15 protein-coding genes are annotated in these 18,014 nt (G+C 70.2%); 10 read left to right on the top strand and 5 right to left on the bottom strand.

Annotated elements, in window-relative coordinates; translation table 11 throughout:
• The first annotated feature begins 1 nt into the window (after position 1).
• The gene (locus tag AB3X08_RS14705) at positions 2 to 2,503 is read left to right on the top strand and encodes an alpha/beta hydrolase family protein (protein WP_369933457.1); all 2,502 of its coding nucleotides are present in this window, start codon (positions 2 to 4) and stop codon (positions 2,501 to 2,503) included.
• A 45-nt stretch (positions 2,504 to 2,548) separates the two neighbouring features.
• Here AB3X08_RS14705 and AB3X08_RS14700 read toward each other — a convergent pair whose 3' ends face one another.
• Both AB3X08_RS14700 and AB3X08_RS14695 read right to left on the bottom strand, forming a co-directional pair.
• Positions 2,549 to 3,637 (bottom strand): alkene reductase, encoded by a 1,089-nt coding sequence (locus AB3X08_RS14700; protein ID WP_369933456.1) that lies wholly within the window; start codon positions 3,635 to 3,637, stop codon positions 2,549 to 2,551.
• A gap of 282 nt (positions 3,638 to 3,919) precedes the next feature.
• Positions 3,920 to 4,615 carry a DAPG hydrolase family protein gene (locus AB3X08_RS14695; RefSeq protein ID WP_369933454.1) on the bottom strand — a complete coding sequence of 232 codons (696 nt, stop codon included), beginning with the start codon at positions 4,613 to 4,615 and terminating at the stop codon, positions 3,920 to 3,922.
• 79 nt (positions 4,616 to 4,694) lie between these two features.
• Here AB3X08_RS14695 and AB3X08_RS14690 point away from each other — a divergent pair, with 79 nt between their 5' ends.
• Complete coding sequence (locus tag AB3X08_RS14690; RefSeq protein ID WP_369938541.1) at positions 4,695 to 5,369, top strand: TetR/AcrR family transcriptional regulator; 675 nt, start codon at positions 4,695 to 4,697, stop codon at positions 5,367 to 5,369.
• Between the two features lie 580 nt (positions 5,370 to 5,949).
• Positions 5,950 to 7,158 (top strand): MFS transporter, encoded by a 1,209-nt coding sequence (locus AB3X08_RS14685; protein WP_369933452.1) that lies wholly within the window; start codon positions 5,950 to 5,952, stop codon positions 7,156 to 7,158.
• Between the two features lie 124 nt (positions 7,159 to 7,282).
• Here the strand turns inward: AB3X08_RS14685 and AB3X08_RS14680 are convergent, their stop codons facing one another.
• Complete coding sequence (locus AB3X08_RS14680) at positions 7,283 to 8,278, bottom strand: tetratricopeptide repeat protein (protein ID WP_369933450.1); 996 nt, start codon at positions 8,276 to 8,278, stop codon at positions 7,283 to 7,285.
• A gap of 573 nt (positions 8,279 to 8,851) precedes the next feature.
• Between AB3X08_RS14680 and AB3X08_RS14675 the strand changes: the two genes are divergently transcribed.
• The 5 genes from AB3X08_RS14675 to AB3X08_RS14655 all read left to right on the top strand — a co-directional run bounded on the left by AB3X08_RS14675 (position 8,852) and on the right by AB3X08_RS14655 (position 12,631).
• Positions 8,852 to 9,307 carry a PA2169 family four-helix-bundle protein gene (locus AB3X08_RS14675; protein ID WP_369933449.1) on the top strand — a complete coding sequence of 152 codons (456 nt, stop codon included), beginning with the start codon at positions 8,852 to 8,854 and terminating at the stop codon, positions 9,305 to 9,307.
• Positions 9,308 to 9,503: 196 nt separating this feature from the next.
• Positions 9,504 to 10,160, top strand: a complete 657-nt coding sequence (locus tag AB3X08_RS14670; RefSeq protein WP_369933448.1) for a 2'-5' RNA ligase family protein — start codon at positions 9,504 to 9,506, stop codon at positions 10,158 to 10,160.
• The gene (locus tag AB3X08_RS14665) at positions 10,157 to 10,762 is read left to right on the top strand and encodes a hypothetical protein (protein ID WP_369933447.1); all 606 of its coding nucleotides are present in this window, start codon (positions 10,157 to 10,159) and stop codon (positions 10,760 to 10,762) included. The genes AB3X08_RS14670 and AB3X08_RS14665 overlap by 4 nt, the downstream gene beginning before the upstream one ends.
• 70 nt (positions 10,763 to 10,832) lie before the next feature.
• Positions 10,833 to 11,033 (top strand): oxidoreductase-like domain-containing protein, encoded by a 201-nt coding sequence (locus AB3X08_RS14660; protein WP_369933445.1) that lies wholly within the window; start codon positions 10,833 to 10,835, stop codon positions 11,031 to 11,033.
• A 209-nt stretch (positions 11,034 to 11,242) separates the two neighbouring features.
• The gene (locus AB3X08_RS14655) at positions 11,243 to 12,631 is read left to right on the top strand and encodes a virulence factor family protein (protein ID WP_369938540.1); all 1,389 of its coding nucleotides are present in this window, start codon (positions 11,243 to 11,245) and stop codon (positions 12,629 to 12,631) included.
• A 237-nt stretch (positions 12,632 to 12,868) separates the two neighbouring features.
• Here AB3X08_RS14655 and mprF read toward each other — a convergent pair whose 3' ends face one another.
• Positions 12,869 to 15,439: a bifunctional lysylphosphatidylglycerol flippase/synthetase MprF gene (gene mprF / locus AB3X08_RS14650; protein WP_369933443.1), complete on the bottom strand. Its 2,571-nt coding sequence runs from the start codon at positions 15,437 to 15,439 to the stop codon at positions 12,869 to 12,871.
• Positions 15,440 to 15,715: 276 nt separating this feature from the next.
• On the opposite strand from mprF, the gene AB3X08_RS14645 reads away from it, so the two are divergent.
• Complete coding sequence (locus tag AB3X08_RS14645; RefSeq protein ID WP_369933442.1) at positions 15,716 to 16,402, top strand: DUF998 domain-containing protein; 687 nt, start codon at positions 15,716 to 15,718, stop codon at positions 16,400 to 16,402.
• Entirely contained in the window at positions 16,399 to 16,743 is a 345-nt protein-coding gene (locus tag AB3X08_RS14640) for a RidA family protein (protein ID WP_369933441.1), read from the top strand. Before AB3X08_RS14645 ends, AB3X08_RS14640 begins: the two co-directional genes overlap by 4 nt.
• Positions 16,744 to 16,918: 175 nt before the next feature.
• Here AB3X08_RS14640 and AB3X08_RS14635 read toward each other — a convergent pair whose 3' ends face one another.
• On the bottom strand, positions 16,919 to 17,995 hold the full coding sequence (locus AB3X08_RS14635) for an SAM-dependent methyltransferase (RefSeq protein ID WP_369933439.1): 1,077 nt from the start codon (positions 17,993 to 17,995) through the stop codon (positions 16,919 to 16,921).
• Between the last annotated feature and the right edge of the window lie 19 nt (positions 17,996 to 18,014).

The following is an 18,014-nucleotide window of genomic DNA, read 5'->3' as shown; positions in this document are numbered from 1 at the left end:
CATGGACAAGCAGGGTGTGGCGGCCGGCGGTCGCGTGGGACGCCGGTTGGCAGGGCTGTTGCTGTTGTTCCTGCTGGCGCTGCCGGCATGGGCACGGATGCAGGAAGTCAAACCCGGGCAGACGCCGCAACTGGCGCCCGACGAGGGCCTGGTGCTGGTCGCGGTGGATACCGATGTCGAACTCCACGGCGTGGAGTTGAACAAGGACGGCAAGATCTTCGGCGCCGGCATCATGTCCCAGCTCAAGCCGGGGATCAGCTACCGGCTGTACATCGCGCCGGTCGGCAACTACGCCTGGCGCAAGATCTCGCTGCTTCCGGAATTCAGTTACAGCATGCGCGACAGTGACGAGTTCCGCTTCCGCATCCAGCCCGGACGCATCACCTATCCGGGCGACCTGTTGTTCCGGCCCAAGTCCCTGTTCAATTTCGACCTGGGCATGGTCAACCGTTCGCTGGCGGCGATGGACTGGCTGCAGCAGACCCATCCGGCAGTGTGGGCGCACTACGAACTGGGCTATTCGGGGCACTATCCCGATCCGTTCCCGCAGTTCTACCGCCAGGCGCTGGCCCAGCATCCCAACGCCTCGCCGGCGGCGAAGGTGGCATTGCGCGCGCCGCCGCCGCCGGCCGCAATGCCGATCGCGCCCGCCACGTTGTTTCGCGGCGGGCTGGTCAAGGCGCTGGAGCTGAATCCGCGCGGCGACCTGCTGGCGCTGCAACTGCACGAGCGCAAGGACGAATGGCGGATCGAACTGCTGGATCTGACCAGCAACCAGCAGCGCCTGCTGGCCACCAGCGTCGAACCGATCAAGCAGTTGCTGTGGGCCGGCAACGATGCGCTGCTGTTCACCGTGCGCGTGCCGCATGGTCCGGACGTGGTGCGCGGCATGCGCGTGGACACCGCGGCCGACGGCGCGCGCAAGTGGAGCGCGCTGACCCTGCCCAATGGCGGCTACATCGTCGATGCCTTGCCGCAGACGCCCAACACGGTGCTGTACGCCACCACGCTGCGCAACGGCGACAATTCGGTGCAGCTGCTGGACGTGTCCAGCCAGGCGGCGATCGACCGCTGGCGGCCGCGTTTCCAGGAACGGCTGAACATCGGCCTGGAACGCGACGTGGGCTGGCTGACCGACGGCAACGGACGGCTGCGCCTGGCGGTGGTGCGGCGCGCCGACGACTACGTGCTGATGTACCGCGAAGGCATGGGCGCGACCTACCGCGACGTGATGACGCTCAGCGACCTGCGCGATTTCCAGCCGGTCGGCCTGTCCTTCGATGCGGGCGAGATCTATGCGGTGACCGACGACGGCCGCGCGCAGCGCGACCTGGTCGCCTACGACGTCGCCGCGCGCAAGATCGTGCGCACGCTGTTCAGCCAACCCGGCGTCGATGTGGTCGATCTGATCCAGGGGCCGCGGCGCACGCCGATCGGGGTCACCTACTACGAGAGCGGGCGCCTGGTCAGCCACTATTTCGAAAGCACCGACGAACGCCTCGGCCGCGCGCTGAGCGCCGCGCTGCCCGAGCGCAACGTGCAGATCGCCGCGCGCAACGTGGATGGACGGCAGATGGTGCTGTGGGCCGACGCCAGCGACCAGCCGCCGCAGCTGTTCCATCTGGACCTGGACAAGCGTGCGGCCACCGCGATCGCCGAGGACATGCCCTGGCTGCATGGCATGCGCTTCGCGCCCAGCGAAGTGATCAAGTTCAAGGGCAGCGACGGGTTGCCGCTGGAAGCGTTCCTGACCTTGCCGCCGGGCGGCGGGCGCAAGCCGCTGGTGGTGTTCCCGCATGGCGGGCCGATCGGCGTGGCCGATTCGCTGGGCTTCGATCCGGACACCCAGTTCCTCGCCTCGCTGGGCTATGCGGTGCTGCGGGTCAATTTCCGCGGCTCCGACGGCTATGGGCGCGCGTTCCGCGAAGCCGGGCGCGGCAGCTTCGGCACGCTGATCGAAGACGACATCGATGCGGCGATCGTGCAGGCGCTGGCGCGCTATCCGCTGGATGCGCAGCGCATGTGCGTGCTCGGCGCCAGTTACGGCGGTTACTCGGCACTGGTGATGGCGATGCGTTGGCCGGAGCGTTTCCGCTGCGTGGCGTCGATCGCCGGGGTCGCCGACCGGATCCTGTTCTATACCGCCAGCGACGGCGCACGCTCCGCCGAAGGCCGCGCCAATCTGGAGCGCCGGCTGGGCGATCCGAATACGCAGCTGGAGCAGATGACCAGCACCTCGCCGCTGTACCGCTACGACGCGATCAAGGTGCCGGTGCTGCTGGCGCACGGCCTGGAGGACCGGCGCGTGGACTACGAACACACCCGGCGCATGCTGCGGATGCTGGACATGGCCGGCAACCCGCCGGTGGGCCTGACCTTTGAGGGCGAAGGACATGGCTTCGCCGACGTCGATCACCGCGCCGCGCTGTGGAGCGGCGTGGCCGGCTTCCTGCAGGCGCATCTGGCAGCGGACGCGCCGCCGCACGCCGCGGCCACGCCCTGAGATGCAGCGGCGGCGCGTGGGTGCCGCCGCGGCACGCCTGGCGCCTCAGTCCAGCGTCGGGTAGTCGATGTAGCCCTTGGCGCCGCCGCCGTAGAGCGTGTCCGCATCCAGCGGGTTGAGCGGCGCATCGCGGCGCAGCCGTTCCACCAGGTCCGGGTTGGCGATGAACGGGCGCCCGAACGCGACCGCATCGGCGGCGCCGGAGCCGACCACCTGCTCGGCCAGGGCCTTGTCGTAGCCGTTGTTGACCAGCCACGGGCCGCGGAACTTGGCGCGCAGCGCGGCGTAGTCGAAGGCGATGTTGTCGCGCGGGCCGCCGGTGGCGCCCTCGATCACGTGCAGGAAGGCCAGGCCCAGCGGGTCCAGGCGTTCCACCGCACGCTCGAACAGCGGCTGCGGATCGCTGTCGTGCGCGTCGTTGGCCGGGGTCACCGGCGACAGGCGCACGCCGGTGCGCTCGGCGCCGATTTCCTGCGCCACCGCCTGCACCACCTCGAACAGCAGCCGGGTCCGGTTCTCGATGCTGCCGCCGTAGGCGTCGTCGCGATGGTTGCTGCCGTCGCGCAGGAACTGGTCGATCAGGTAGCCGTTGGCGGCATGCACTTCCACGCCGTCGAAACCGGCGGCGATGGCATTGCGTGCGGCGTGGCGGAAGTCCTCGATCAGCGCCGGAATCTCGTCCAGGCGCAGCGCGCGCGGTTCGGAGACGTCGCTGAAGCCTGCGGCGGTGTAGGTCTTGGCGTTGGCGCGCAGCGCGCTCGGCGCCACCGGCGCGGCGCCGTCCGGCAGCAGGCTGACGTGGGAGATGCGGCCGACGTGCCACAGCTGCAGCACGATCTTGCCGCCGCGGCGGTGCACTTCGGCGGTGACCTTCTTCCAGGCCGCGATCTGCGCCTCGCTGTAGATCCCGGGCGTATCCATGTAGCCCTGGCCCATCGGGCTGATCTGGGTGGCCTCGGCGACGATCAACCCGGCGCTGGCGCGCTGGCCGTAGTACTCGGGCGCCAGCGGCGAGGGGATGCGGCCTGTGCCTTCGGCACGGTTGCGGGTCAACGGCGCCATCACGATGCGGTTGGCCAGTTCGATCGCGCCCAGGCGCAGCGGGGAAAACAAGGAGATATCGGACGAGGTCATGGAAGAAGTCTGAAGAGGAAGGGGCGGGCGCAGCGCGTCCGTTACCGCTTCATGGGGACGCCAGCGCGCCGCTTAAATCCGTGGATGCACTCCAGTTCGCCGCGCCGGCGGGACAGTGCGTTCTCCGCATTGCCGCGTCGGCGCATGCCCGTCGTCGTAGCGCGCGGTGATCCGGTGGCGGCACCGCGAGGAAACGATGCCCTGGCCAGTCGATGACGTCCGGCATCCGCGCAGCGCCGCCGTCGCCATCGGCGAGCGGTTGCGCGTCAGTGCGTCAGCAGGTCACCACGGCAGCGGTACCGCTTCCCCGTTGGCGCGCTCGCCGTAGTACAGCGACGGCAGGAAGCGCGCGAGGAAGGTGAACTCTGTGTAGCAGTGCTGCATCAGGCCCAGGCCGACCGCGTCGCTGGCGTCGCGGTGCGGGTCGTCGCTGCCGCGGCCGAGCACGAAGCGGCTGCGCAGCACGCAGCCGAACGGCGTGTCGCGGGCGACGTGGAGCATTTCGCCATCGGTGGGATCGCCGTCGGCATCGCACTGCACGTGGTCGCCGAAGCCGACCCGGGCGGCGACGATCGCGGCGACGTGCTGGTCGGCCAGCGCCTGCTGCAGCCGTTGGCGGTCGAAGACATCCTGCGGATCGTGGAATTTCAATCGCGCGGCCACGGGCGGAATGTCCGCCAGCGCCTCCACCGCGCTGATGCTGGCGCCGTGATAGCTGTGGCCCTTGCGCCAGTGCGCGTCCCAGCCGTGATGCGCGACATGGTCGCGCGGATGCCACCACTTGATGTGCTGGGTGGTCTCGAAGAAGGTGAACCACCAGTCCAGCATGCGGCCCTTGCAGCCGTGCAGGTCGGTGCGCACCGCCACCAGCAAGGTGCCGTCGTCGCGGCGCTGCAGGCCCATTTCCAGAGGCAGCGGTGCCGGATTCAGCAGCGCATGGTGGTCCAGCCAGGGCGAGGCCATGGAGGAAGCCGTCATCGGTGCAACTCCTGCGTGGGGATGGAGTCCGGATAATATAGAAACGCACATCGTTTCTCAAATATCGCGATGCGTTACCATGGCCGCCGATGTCGCCACGTCCTTGTCCATGACCGATTCCCCCACGTCTGCAAAGCGTCCGCGCGGACGGCCCGCGCAGCCCGAAGCCGAAGTCCGCGCGCGCTTGCTGCAGCATGCGATGCAGCTGTTGCTCGAGCACGGATACGAGGCCACCACGATGGAGGCGGTGGCCGCGCGGGCGGGCGTGGCCAAGAAGACGGTCTATCGCCATGCCGCCAACCGCGAGGCGCTGGTCGGGCTGGCGGTGCGTGCCTGGAGCGACGGTATCGCCGTGCCGATGCAGCGCGACGCCGGCGACCGCAGCGAGCTGTCGCCGTTGCTGCGGGCCATCCTGCAATCGCTGTGCGATCAGGTCCTGTCGGAGCCGGCGGTGAAGTTGTTCCGCCTGCTGACCACCGACTTTCCAGGCAAGCCGGAACTGCTCGGCAGCTACCAGGCCAACGGCATCGAGCGCGGCCGCGCGCTGCTCGCGGACTGGCTGTCGCGGCAGCAGCGGCGCGGGCTGTTGCGCGACGGCGACCCGGCCATGCTGGCGACGCTGATCCTGGCCATGGCGGTGGCCGAGCCGTTGCGGCAGATGGCGCTGGGCGTGACCGCGCCGCTGCCGGAGGGGTCGGTCGCGGCGCATCTGGATGCGTGCATGGTGCTGTTGCAGGGCAGGTTGGTGCCTTAGTCGGGACGCGGGTTGCGTGTCGACGCGTCGCCGCGACGGCGCGACGGCGCCGCAGGGCGCGATGCGGGTCATGAAGTGCGATCCGAAGAGGATCGACGACGCTACTGACGTGACTGGCCGACGCAGCGCGTAGGCGCCTCGACCTTGCGCCGCGCAGCGGCTGCTGGTGGCCGGTCGCGATGCGGTGCGGTGCTGGCATACGACGTCCACTCGCGACGCGTGGGTACCATGCGGACACCTTGCAGCAATCAGGCCCGGTGATCTTCGACGTTCACATTGGCCGCACTGGCACGCTCACCGCAACCCGCATCTTCGATCGTCGAAGTCGGCGCGCAGGCGGGTAAAGGAAGTCCTCGCACGCACCCGACAGCGCCGCCGCGATGCACGCGAATGTCCGCCGCAGCGGAGTCGCAGTTCCATCGCGAACAGGGCGAGGCCAGGCCGACACCGAGTCCGGGCGTGTCTCGGCCGTTCCATCGCCAGCGCAGACGGCTTGCAACGCGGCGTTGCACGAGCGTGGCTTCATTCTCGTGTTGCAATGCACAATAATGCGCAGCCCCCCGTTTGAGCAGGATCGGGCATGTCCACTCCCGTCACTCCCCAGGCGCCGCTGTCGCGCCGCGGCTACGTGCTGATCCTGTTCGCGCTGGCGATGGGCGGCTTCGCGATCGGCACCAGCGAGTTCTCCACGATGGGCCTGATGCCGTACATCGCGCGCGGGCTGGCGATCGACGAGCCGCAGGTCGGGCACCTGATCAGCGCCTATGCGCTGGGCGTGGTGGTCGGCGCGCCGCTGCTGGCGATCGTCGGCGCGCGCTGGCCGCGGCGCACGCTGCTGCTGGCGCTGATGGGCTTCTACGCGGTCGGCAATCTGGCCAGTGCGCTGGCGCCGGACTACCACAGCATGCTGCTGGTGCGGTTCATCGCCGGGCTGCCGCATGGCGCCTATTTCGGCGTGGCCACCCTGGTCGCCGCGTCGATCAGCCGCCCCGACCAGCGCGGCGCGGCGGTGAGCCGGGTGCTGCTGGGTCTCAATCTGGCGGTGCTGGTCGGCAATCCGTTGGCGACCTGGATGGGCCAGGTGGCGCAGTGGCGCTACGCGTACGCGCTGGTGGCGGCGATCGCGGTGCTGACCGTGGTGCTGGTCGTGCGCCTGCTGCCTGCCGATCCGCAGGAGCCGCGGCAGCAGCCGCTGCGCGAACTGCGCGCGTTCAACCGTGCGCAGGTGTGGCTGGCGCTGGGCATCGGCTCGGTCGGCTTCGCCGGCATGTTCTGCGTGTTCAGCTACATGGCGCCGACCCTGACCCAGGTCACCGGCGTGTCCGAGCGCTGGATTCCGGTGGCGATGGGCGCGTTCGGCTTTGGCGGCCTGCTCGGCAATCTCGCCGGCGGCTGGCTGTTCGACCGGCTGCAGTTCCGTGCGGTGCCGCTGGTGCTGCTGTGGTCGATGGCGGTGCTGCTGGCCTGGCCGCTGGCCGCGCATTCGCCGTGGGCGGTGCTGCCGGCGGTGGTCGCGGTCGGCAGCATGGGCGCGCTGGCACCGGTGCTGCAGACCCGGCTGATGGACGTGGCCAGCGAAGCGCAGACCCTGGCCGCGGCATCCAACCATGCCGCCTTCAACCTGGCCAATGCGCTGGGGCCGTGGATGGGCGGGATCGCGATCAGCGCCGGGCTGGGCTGGACCTCGACCGGCTACGTCGGCGCCGCGGCGGCGCTGGGCGGGCTGCTGGTGTACCTGTGGGCGCGCCACGACGCGCGCCGCACGCGGCGCCTGGCGCAAGCCTGCTGAGCCGCGCGGCATCGGGCCTGCTGCGATCGCGCCAGGTCGGGCACGCGACGTACCGTCGTGCGCGCGGACGCACGCAGGCGCACGCCGATGCCACGCGCCCGGCCCGATCGGCGCCCGCGGCGGCTCAGCGCTGCGCCTGGGCGTTGTGGGTCAACCGCCGCAACGCCTCCAGTTTGGCCTGGTAGCGCGGCTGCGCGGTCTTGTCGGCGTGCTCCACGGCCTGCTGCAGCGCCCAGTTGGCGCGGCGCGGATCGCCGTTGAGCAGGTAGACGCGGGCCAGGGCGAAATACAGCAGGTGCGCGTTGTCGTACAGGCGCAGCGCATGCCGGTAGTAGCCGATCGCCGCAGCATAGTCCTGGCGCCGTTCCGCCTCGTTGCCGAGTAGATACTGGTGGAACGGGTCGGTCAGCTGCACGCGCTGCAGCCGAGCCAGCATCGCCGCCTCGCGCCGGCTGTCGCCCAGGTGCCGGTACAGCATGGCGGCGTTGGACAGCGCGGACACGTGGCCGGGATCGATCGACAGTGCGGTCGCGTAGTTGTTCGCGGCAGTCTGCGCATGGCCCTGGCGCAGCGCCAGCACGCCGAGGTTGTTCCAGGCGGCGGCGAAGTCGCGGTCCATCCGCAGCGCCATCTCCAGGTGCTGCTGCGCGGCGGGCAGGTCGCCGTTGGCCATCAGCTCGGCGCCGCGGTTGTTGTAGTAGTGCGCCAGTGCGCGGCGGTCGGAGATCGGCTGCGGGCCGCGCCGGTCCATCAGCACGCTGCGGTCCAGGTCCACGCTGCGGCGACTGCCGTCGATGCGCGCCAGGACGTTGACGTGGCCGGCGTTGTACAGCGCGTTGCCGTCCTCGTACCAACTCAGGACGCGGCCCACTTCCTGCACCTGCGCATCCACCCCGGCGTCGCGCGCCAGGGCCACGAACAGCAGGGTGAAGGACAGGCAGTTGACGCGCCGGGTGGCATAGCTCTCGGCGACGCTGTTGGTGGCCTTGGCGTCGTACTGCAGATCCAGGCCGTCCACGTCGAAGGCCAGCCGCACCAACTGCTGCAGGCGCTGCTCGGGCGGGCCGTGGCGGTCGACGCGCTGCTGCACCAGCGCATGCAGCGCGGGCGGGACGCGCATGATCTCTTCGGGGACGAGCGGCACAGGTGGCGCGGGTGGCGACGGCGGTGCGGGGGGCGGCGCGATCGCCGTCGCGGCGACCAGGGCGAATGCGGTCCAGCCGAACATGGCGCACCTCGTGGGAATCCCGGATGGGAGGCTCTTTCGGCAAATATAGCCCTTTGCCGGAGCGGTGCACGCGCCTCGGAACGCAGCCATCGCGGCCCACCCGGTGCCGTGCCTGGCGGCCGGCGGGCGCCGCGTATTCATCCACAGCGATCGTGGATACGTGCGGGCAGGCAGATGGATGACTGCACCGGGGCGTGCCGTCGTGCCGGGCACACGCATGGCCTGGCGAAAATATCGCCACGCAGGCCATGGCGCCGGCGATGAATGCCTGTTCATGCCTGCCAGCGTCGCGTGAGGACGCGGCCGTTTCGGCTCACGTGCACTTTATGCCCCCGCGTCCAGCATCCCTCCCACGACGCAACGCGGCAAGACGTTTCATCCCGCGGCCAAGCGACATCCAGGGAACACGACCCGACGTGCCCGTTGCGCGATGTTCGCCGGCCCATTGCAGAAGGAGTTCCATCCATGAGCATTCAGAGCAAGACCACCCACAGCCTCAACGACCTCATCGCCATCTCCCGCGACGGCAAGGATTTCTACGAAGAAGCGGCGCAGAAGGTCGGCGATACCGAATTGTCCGCACTGTTCCTGCGCATTGCCGGGGTCAAGTCCGACATCGTCAGCAGCCTGAGCGCCGTGGTCCAGGCGGTCGGCGGCAAGCCGGAAGAGCACGGCACAATGGTCGGCAGCATGCAGCAGATGTACGGCAAGGTGCGCGCGACGCTGGGCGACACCAAGTACGGCTACGTGGCCGAACTGGAAGAGTCCGAGGATCGCCTGTTGAAGGCGTTCAACGACACCATCGCCGACAGCGATACCCCGGTCGCCGCACGCGATGCCGCCACCAAGTTGCTGCCGGAAGTGCGCGCCTGCCACGACGTGATGCGCAATCGCAAGCTGGCGCTGAAGAACGCGGCGTAAGCTGCAGGCCTGGCTTGTCCGGCCGTCGTCGAAGGCGTCGCGATCCGCGCGGAGCGCGACGTGCCGATGCCGAAACGCACAAAGGCCGCCCGGATTCCGTCCGGGCGGTCTTTGTGCGTTTTCGGAATGCGCGGCGCTCGGCGCAATGCGCTTGCTACCATGACGGTTCCTGCCCAGTCGCCGCAGCGCCCGCGGCTTGCGTATCCTGCCGATGGCCCACGATCCTTCTTCCGCAAACACGCAGTTCGCGCTCGGCTTCGCCGCGCCGGCGCCGCGCGAGAGCCTGTTCTTCGCCGTGCTGCCGGACCCGGCCACCGCGCAGCGCGCCTTCGCGATTGGCGAGCGCCTGCGGGCCGAGCATGGCCTGCGCGGCCGCGCGTTGCCGGTGGAACGCCTGCACCTGACCTTGCACTACCTGGGCGAGTACGCCGGCATTCCGCCGCGGCTGCTGCAACAGGCGCATGCCGCCGGACAGGCGCTGGAGGCAGCGCCGTTCGAGCTGTGTTTCGATCGGGTGGCCAGTTTCGGCGGCCGCGCCCGCACGCGGCCGCTGGTGTTGCTCGGCGACGGCGAGCCGTCCGCGCTGCGCTACCTGCGCGAGGCACTGCAGCGGCAACTCGGCCGCCAGGGCGTGGCCACGCGCGCCGATCCGGTCTTTGTCCCGCATCTCACCCTGAGCTACGACGAGCAGATGGTGCCGCCGCAAACCGTGCCGGAATTGCGCTGCACGGTCGCCACGGTGAGTCTGATCCGCAGCGTGCAAGGGCAGGGGCGCTATGTGCACGAGGCGACCTGGCCGCTGTCGGCGGATGCGGCCAAGCCTGGGTCTGCGGGCGTCGAGGCCACGCGATGAGCGAGCCGGCGCCGCCGCTGACCTTGCCCGCCGCGCAATGGGAGCAGTTGCAGGCGGCCTATGCGACGCCGCCACGCGCGTATCACCACTTCGGCCATGTGCAGGCGGTGCTGGGCCACTATGCCGAAGTCGCCGCGGCCCTGGGCTGGCGGCAGCCGCGCGAGGTCTACCTGGCCGTGCTCTATCACGACGCGGTGTATCAGGCCGGACGTGGCGACAACGAGGCGCAGTCGGCGCGCATGGCGCAGGCGGCGATCGCGCAGTGGCTGCCGGATGCCGGGCTGGACGCGGCGCGCGTCGCCGCGCTGATCGAACTGACCGCGCGCCACGGGCAACTGTCCGCCGCTGCGGTGGATGCGGAGGCGGCGCTGTTCCTGGATTGCGATATGGCCATCCTCGGCGCCGATCCCGCCGGGTTCGCCGCCTACGATCGCGCCATCGCCGAGGAATACCGCGGCGTGGTGCCCGGCTGGCTGTACCGGCGCAAGCGCCGCGCATTCCTGAAGACGGTGCTGGCGCAGCCGCGCATCTTCCTCAGCGACTGGTTCCATGCGCGCTACGACGCGGCGGCGCGCGTCAACCTGCGCCAGGCGATCGGCTGAGCCGGCCGCGACGGCGGTCTACAATGCGCGCCTGTTCACGCCGCCGGCGTGCCACCCGCTGCGTACCGTGATGTCCGATTCCGATTCCGATTCCGATCCCGCCACTGCCGATCCGCGCCCGCAGGCGCCGCAGCCTCCGCTGCCCAGCGACTGCTGCGACAGCGGCTGTCCGCTCTGCGTCCACGACCTGTACAACGACGAAGTGACGCGCTATCGGCAGGCGCTGGCGGCATGGCGGCTGCGCCATCCACAGGCCGATCCGGACGCGTGAGCCCTGAGCTGCGCGTCGCTGCAGTCCGCGCCGGCGCCGCCGCCTGGCAGTGCGCTGGAACGCTCGCGGCGTATCCCGCATGAACCGGAGCCCGCGCCGTGCTTCGCGCCGCTGCCGTTCGGGATTATCTTTACCTGCTTTTTCAGGATTGGCCCTTTCAGGATTGCCGGATGATGCGACTGCGTGGCGGATGGATGTGGGGATGTGCGTTGGCCGGCCTGAGCGCCGCGGCTGCCGCCGCGGCGGCGCCTGCGACGACGGTCGCGGCGCCAGCGCCGGCTGCGCCAGCGGCCGCGGTCCCGGAGAAACTCAGCCACGGCCGCTTCGAGCAGGTGCCGGTGCTGCTGCCGAAGGGCGAGGCGCAGCGCGTGGTGCTGTGGTTCGCCGGCGGCAAGCACGGCGAGGCGGTGCGCATGCGCCAGATCGAGGCGCTGCGCGACGACGGCGCGATGGTGGTGGTGATCGACGGCGCGCACCTGCAGGCGGTGCTGGCCAAGATCCCCGGCACCTGCGGCTTCTCCGCCGGCGACGTGGAGAACTTCTCGCGCTACGTGCAGGCCTACTACCACGTGCCGACCTACCGCCTGCCGCTGCTGGTCGGCGATGGCGACGGCGCCGCGCTGGCCTATGCGGTCGCGGCGCAGGCGCCCAAGCACTTGCTGGCCGGCCTGGTCACCGAGGATTTCTGTCCGGTGCAGGTGCTGGACGACCAGATCTGCGGCGCCGGCATCACCGCGCCGGCGCGCGCGCTGCAGCCGGCGACGCTGCCGGTGCCGTGGCTGGCGGCACTGGATGCGCCGGGCAAGGCCCGCTGCACCCAGCAAAGCGATGCGTTCCTGCAGAAAGTGCCGCAGGCGCGGCAGTTCCGCCGCAGCGCCAGTGGCGATCCGCTGCCCGGACTGCGCGCGGCGGTGCGTTCGCTGGGTGCGCAGCGCGGGGTCAGCCTGCCGCCAACGCCGGCCGATCTGGCCGGATTGCCGGTGGTCGATGTGCCCGTGCCCACGGACGACGCGGCCACCGGCAAGGGCCATGAGCAAGTGTTCGCGATCTTCGTTTCCGGCGACGGCGGCTGGGCCGGGCTCGACCAGCAGGTGGCCGGGGCGTTGGCCGAGGCCGGCATCCCGGTGGTCGGCGTGGACTCGCTGCGTTACTTCTGGAGCGAGCGCACCCCGCAGGGCTTCGCCACCGACCTGGACCGCATCTACCGCCACTACAGCCGCCTGTGGCAGCGCGAGCGGGTGGTGCTGATCGGTTTCTCGCAGGGCGCCGACGTGTTGCCGGCGGCCTACAACCAGTTGCCGCCGGAGATGCGCGAGCAGGTGCAGGCCACCGCGCTGCTGTCGCTGGGCAAGACCGCCGACTACGAGTTCCACGTGTCCAACTGGATCAGCTCCGGCGACGACGGCCTGCCGATCGCCCCGGAAGTGGCGAAGATGCCGGGCGCGCAGACCCTGTGCATCTACGGCGAAGACGACGACGACGCGCTGTGCCCGGACCTGCCGCATCGCGGCGCGCAGCTGGTGAAGCTGCCCGGCGACCACCACTTCAAGGGCGACTACGCGGAACTGGCCAAGCAGATCCTGCAGCGGATCGATTGACGGCGGGGATTGGGGAGTCGGGATTGGGGATTCGTAAGAGCTTGGCGCGCACGCATTCGTTGCGCGCCTTGATTCCGGATTTTCCGGCGCTTAGCTATTGGGATTGAACGCCTTCTGAGCGCGGCTGCGTGGCTTCAGGTTCGGCTTCCCACCGAACCACTCGCCGGCGCTACCAAGGGACAGCGCCCCGAATCCTGCTTCTACCAATCCCCAATCCCAAATCCCCAATCCCGGCGGTCAATCAGGCTTCCGCGGATCCAGCGAAATCAGCCGCGTCACGTCCAGCAGCGCCGCCGGTAGGTGCATGCCGCCGGGCGCGGCCAGGTAGCGGGTGCGCCAGGCCGGGGCGAACTTGGACTTGAAGCGGCGCAGGCCGGTGAAGCCGTAGAAGCGCTCGCCGTGGCGCACGATCAGGTTGCCGAAGCGGTTCCAACGGCCGGCCAGGCGGTGCTGGGCCAGGCCCGACAGCGGCGCCATGCCCAGCGAGAAGCGCTTGTAGCCCTGTTCGCGGCCCCACAGGAACAGCTCGATGAACAGGAAATCCATGGTGCCCTTCGGCGCATCGGCGATGTGCCGCATCAGGTCCACCGACAGCTCGTGCCCGGCCGGTGCCTGCCACAGGTTGGCGAATGCCACGACCTTGCCCTCGGCCTCGACCACCGCGATCGGGAAGCGGCGCAGATAGGCCGGGTCGAAGCTGCCGAGCGAGAAGCCTTTCTCTTCGCCGGCCTTTTCCTCCAGCCATTGCTGCGAGACGTCGGCCAGCACCGGCATCAGCGCGTCGATCTGCTCCAGCGGCACGATGCGGAAGCTCAGCCCGCTGCGCTTGCCGCGATTCCAGGCCTGGCGCAGGTCGGCGCGGTCGCGGCCTTCCAGGTGGAAGTCTTCCAGCGACACCATCGCTTCCTCGCCCAGCTTGACCAGGGTCAGGCCCAGGTCCAGATAAGTCTGCCAGTGCTGCTCGCCGACCTGATAGAACACCGGGCGCAGGCCCATGCGGTCGGCTTCCTCGCGGAAGCGCCAGATCAGCGCGCGCGCGACCTCCGGCGGCCCCACCGGGTCGCCCATCGCCACCAGCGAGCCGCCGTAGCGCTGCATCATCACGAAGCCCTGGCCGGCCTCGTCGGGCAGCAGCGCCTTGTCGCCGGTCAGCACCAGGCAGGCCTGGGTGTCGGTGGCGGCGGCCAGCACCGGCGCCAGCGCGTCCAGCTGCGCCGCGTCGGCCGCCGGCAGCGGCGAGCGCGTGCTGTGCAGCAGCCGCGCCAGCCCGAACACCACCACCGCCACGCTGACCAGCAGCACCGCGCGCAGCGCCCGCGGCGCATTGGCCGAGGTGGCGAACTGCCACCACAATTCGTTCTGGTATTCGACGTGGCTGTAGACGAAGAACAGCAGCCACACCGTGGCGATCAGCACCAGCCCCAGGTTGCGCAGCCACGGCCACGACCAGGCCTCGTCGAGCAGTGCGCCCTGGCGGTAGAACTCGCGGCGCGCGCCCCACAGCCCGGCCGCCACCACCAGCGAGGACAACGCCACCGAGGCGTGGCCGCCGCGCAGCCAGGCCGGCAACGGCAGCAGCACGCAGATGCCGATCGCCAGCACCCAGGCGGCATGGCTGCGGCGTTGCAGGCCCTGGCCGATCAGCAGCAGCACCACGCCGCCGAGGCTGGCCAGCAGGTGCGAGGTCTCCACGATCGACAGCGGCGCCATGCCCAGGCGCCGCTTCGGCGTCGGCAGGGTGCCGTCGATGACCAGCGCGGCGCCGACCGCGAACACCGCGATGGCGATGATCTGCGGCAGCCACGGACGCAGCGTGCCCCAGGCCACGCGCAGCCCGCCGGCGCCGGCCGCCAGCGGCTGGCGCAGGCCCGACACCGCGGCCATCAGCACCGACAGCAGCAGCGGCACCACGTAGTAGGTGATGCGGTAGATCAGCGCCGCGGCCAGCACCGCGGCCGGGGCCACGCCGGGCAGCAGCTTGAGCAGGCTCCATTCGAACACGCCCAGCCCGGCCGGCACGGTGGACATCAACCCGGCCACCACCGCGACCAGGTACAGGCCGACGAAGCCGACGAACTCGATGCCCGATTCGTTCGGCAGCAATACATAGAACGCGGCGCTGGCCAGGCCCAGTTCGACCACGCTGAGCGCGGTCACGCCGAGCGCGGTGCGCCGGTCCGGCAGCCACAGTTCGTGGGTGCGCCAGCGCAGGGTGCGGCCTGCGCGCCCGGCCAGCAGCAGCATCAGGCCGAAGCCGGCCAGCAGCGCGATGCCGATCGCGCGCACCGCCGGCGAGGCCAGCGGCAGCGCCAGCGCCGCCGACGCCGGTTCCAAGGTCAGCGCCAACGCCAGCAGCAGCCAGGCGCCGAACACGAAGCCGAGCGTGCTCATCAGCACCACCTGGCCGATCTCGGCCAGGCTCAGCCCGACCCGGCCGTAGCCGCGCAGGCGCACCGCGCCGCCGGTGAGCGCGGCGAAGCCCAGGGTCTGCCCGACCGCGTGCGCCAGGAACGCGGTGACGCCGATTCGCATCGGATGCAGCTTGCGCCCGCTGCGGTGCAGGCCGATCGCGTCGAAGCCGATCAGGCAGGCATAGCTGCTCAGCCCCAGCAGCAGGGTCAGCGCGATCTGGCCGACACCGAGCTGGTTGAAGGCATGGCGGATCGCGGCGTAGCCGTGGGTGCTGAACTCGGTGGCCAGCGCGCGCAGCGCCAGCGCCAGGATCACCAGGCTGAACACCACCGGCAGCGCACGGCGCCAGCCAGCGGCGGAGGGGGGCGGGGAAACGGGGGGCGCGGCGTCGGTCATTGCAGAGGAGCGTAAGCGAAGGAGAGAGGGAACTGTGCGCAGAGGCCGGCGGCGTCGCGTAGACACGCGGTATCGGCGGCGCGGGCCATCGCCAAGGTGCGCCTGCAGGCGGAAAGGGAGTGGTGCATCGCGAGATCCGGTGGCCTGGGGCTGTACCGGCAACACCGGCGACGCGCATCATAGTGGAATCGCACGTCGGCACCGCGTCGGTGTGCGCGCAGGGTGCGCGCGCATGCGTCGCGCATCGCGTCCCCGCCACGACCCGGAGCCGATCCCATGCCCACGCCCCTGGTCCCCGCCTCCGCGCCGCCGCAGTGGCCGCGCGCCGCCGGGGCCCTCGCCACGCTGCTGTGTCTGCTATTCCTCGGCGTGGCGCTGGCCCTGCAACTGCTGCGCACGGACCTGCACTGGCAGCAGGCGACGCTGAGCATGTACCTGCATGGCCCCGGCGGGTTGCTGCTGCGCACCGTCTACGTGCTGCTGGCGGCGGGCATTGTCGCCATGGCTGCCGGCCTGTACGCGCAGGCCCCGCCGCAGGCTCGCAGCGCCGCACCGCTGCTGTTGTTCGCGGTGGCGGGGCTGGGCCTGTGCGGGGTGGCGATCGGCGACAGCTATCTGCCGCAGCGCGCCCCGTTACTGGCGCCGATGTTGCACGCGCTGTTCGCGCAGACCGCGTTCCTGTGCGCGACCTGCGCGATGCTGCTGCAGAGCGCCTGGCTGCGCCGGCAAGCGCCGTGGCTCGGCTGTGCCGGCACCCTGTCGAGCCTGGCGGTGGCGGCGTTCGTTGCGCTTTGGGTGCACGTGCTGTGGCGCGCGCCGCCGCGCGGGCTGACCCAGAAGCTGGCGATCGTGCTGATCCTGGCCTGGCTGCTGCTGGTCGCCTACCGGCTGTGGCGGCCTGCAGGCTTGGCGCAATCGCGCGACAATGCCCGGGTTTCCCCTCTTCAGGACACCGCCTCATGATCCAGCGATTCGATACCGGCCCGCGCATGTCGGAAATGACCGTGCACAACGGCGTGGCCTATCTGGCCGGGCAGATCGCCGACGACACCAGCGCCGACATCGCCGGCCAGACCCGCCAGGTCCTGGCGGCGATCGACGAACTGCTGGCGCGCGCCGCCAGCGACAAGAGCAAGATCCTGCGCGCGGAGATCTACATGACCGACCTGGCCGAGTTCGCCGAAATGAACAAGGTCTGGGAAACCTGGGTCTGCCCGGGCAGCACCCCGGCGCGCGCCACCGTGCAGGCCAAGCTGGCCAACCCGGAGTGGAAGATCGAGATCGTGGTTACCGCTGCCGTGTGAGTGGAAGGCCGGGATTCGGGATTGGGGATTGGGGATTGGGGATTCGCAACTGCGATCCCCACTCCGGCTGCTTGACCTATGCGATTGGTGCATTGGCCCATCCGCCTCGGTCGCGCGTCAGAGCCCGCGGCCCGCTGTTACCAATCCCGAATCCCTACTCCCGAATCCCGGCGCGTCAGCGCCTAACAAACCGGTAATGCGCCACGCCCCACTGCTGGCCCTGTTCGTAACCGAACAGTTCCGCGCAGGCCATCCAGAACATGCGCCAGCGCTGCCACCAGATCTTCGCGTCGCGGCCGTAGGTGGCCTGCAGCACCGTCATCAGTTCGGCGCGATGCCGGTCCTGGTTGCGTAGCCAGGCGTTGGCGGTCTTCTCGTAGTGTTCGCCGGACAGCAGCCAGCGCCGTTCCAGCGCCAGGTCGTCCTGGAACTGCAGCAGGGTGTCGGCGGCCGGCATCAGCCCGCCGGTGAAGAAGTGCCGGCCCATCCAGTTGTCCTCGCCCTGCACCTCGAACGGGTAGGCCAGGTCGCGGTGGCAGAAGATGTGCACGAACAGCCGGCCGCCCGGCACCAGCCACTGGCCGATCCGCGCCAGCAGTTCGCGGTAGTTGCGCATGTGCTCGAACATCTCGATCGACACCACGCGATCGAAGCTCGCATGCGGCAGGGTCAGGGTGTTGGCGTCGTGGGTGATGACCTCGACATTGCGCAGCCCGCGTGCGCGGCATTGCGCCTCGATGTGCTCGCGCTGCGGCCGCGAGTTGGACACCGCGGTGATGCGCGCGCCGGGATACTGCTCGGCCATCCACAGGGTCAGCGAGCCCCAGCCGCAGCCCAGTTCCAGGATGCGCTGGCGGTCGCGCAACTGCGCGCGCTCGGCGTACAGGCGCAGCATGCGTTCCTCGGCCGCGTCCAGGTCGCGCGTGTCGGCATCCCAGTAGCAACTGCTGTACTTCAGGCGCTTGCCCAGGCACAGCTCGAAGAAGCGCGGCGGCAGCTCGTAGTGCTGGCGGTTGGCGGCCTCGGTCTCGATCGCGATGGCGCTGCCGCGCAAGGCCTCGACGAAGGCGCGTTGGCGTTCCCAGGCCGCGTCGGCGCCGCCGCTGCGCTCGTCGCGCAGGCGCTGCGTGCACAGCCTGCGCATCGCCGCGCGCAGCAGCGCATCGGGCAGCAGGCCGGATTCGGCCACGCGGGTGGCCAGCGGTTCGGCCGGCAATGCGGGCGCAGGCGAAGAGACGAGGGTGCTGGACATCGGCGAATCTCCTGAAAGC

It is taken from the genome of Xanthomonas sp. DAR 34887 (assembly GCF_041245805.1).
Classification (GTDB): Bacteria; Pseudomonadota; Gammaproteobacteria; order Xanthomonadales; family Xanthomonadaceae; genus Xanthomonas_A; species Xanthomonas_A tesorieronis.
The sequence above is the reverse complement of the archived record's forward strand: the minus strand, read 5'-3'. Positions and strand labels throughout refer to the sequence as shown.

Excerpts from the sequence above, each read along its gene's own strand:
- AB3X08_RS14705 (WP_369933457.1), top strand. The coding sequence starts at position 2 with ATGGACAAGCAGGGTGTGGCGGCCGGCGGTCGCGTGGGACGCCGGTTG.
- AB3X08_RS14700 (WP_369933456.1), bottom strand. The coding sequence starts at position 3,637 with ATGACCTCGTCCGATATCTCCTTGTTTTCCCCGCTGCGCCTGGGCGCG.
- AB3X08_RS14695 (WP_369933454.1), bottom strand. The coding sequence starts at position 4,615 with ATGACGGCTTCCTCCATGGCCTCGCCCTGGCTGGACCACCATGCGCTG.
- AB3X08_RS14690 (WP_369938541.1), top strand. The coding sequence starts at position 4,695 with ATGGCCGCCGATGTCGCCACGTCCTTGTCCATGACCGATTCCCCCACG.
- AB3X08_RS14685 (WP_369933452.1), top strand. The coding sequence starts at position 5,950 with ATGTCCACTCCCGTCACTCCCCAGGCGCCGCTGTCGCGCCGCGGCTAC.
- AB3X08_RS14680 (WP_369933450.1), bottom strand. The coding sequence starts at position 8,278 with ATGCGCGTCCCGCCCGCGCTGCATGCGCTGGTGCAGCAGCGCGTCGAC.
- AB3X08_RS14675 (WP_369933449.1), top strand. The coding sequence starts at position 8,852 with ATGAGCATTCAGAGCAAGACCACCCACAGCCTCAACGACCTCATCGCC.
- AB3X08_RS14665 (WP_369933447.1), top strand. The coding sequence starts at position 10,157 with ATGAGCGAGCCGGCGCCGCCGCTGACCTTGCCCGCCGCGCAATGGGAG.
- AB3X08_RS14660 (WP_369933445.1), top strand. The coding sequence starts at position 10,833 with ATGTCCGATTCCGATTCCGATTCCGATCCCGCCACTGCCGATCCGCGC.
- mprF (WP_369933443.1), bottom strand. The coding sequence starts at position 15,439 with ATGACCGACGCCGCGCCCCCCGTTTCCCCGCCCCCCTCCGCCGCTGGC.
- AB3X08_RS14645 (WP_369933442.1), top strand. The coding sequence starts at position 15,716 with ATGCCCACGCCCCTGGTCCCCGCCTCCGCGCCGCCGCAGTGGCCGCGC.
- AB3X08_RS14640 (WP_369933441.1), top strand. The coding sequence starts at position 16,399 with ATGATCCAGCGATTCGATACCGGCCCGCGCATGTCGGAAATGACCGTG.
- AB3X08_RS14635 (WP_369933439.1), bottom strand. The coding sequence starts at position 17,995 with ATGTCCAGCACCCTCGTCTCTTCGCCTGCGCCCGCATTGCCGGCCGAA.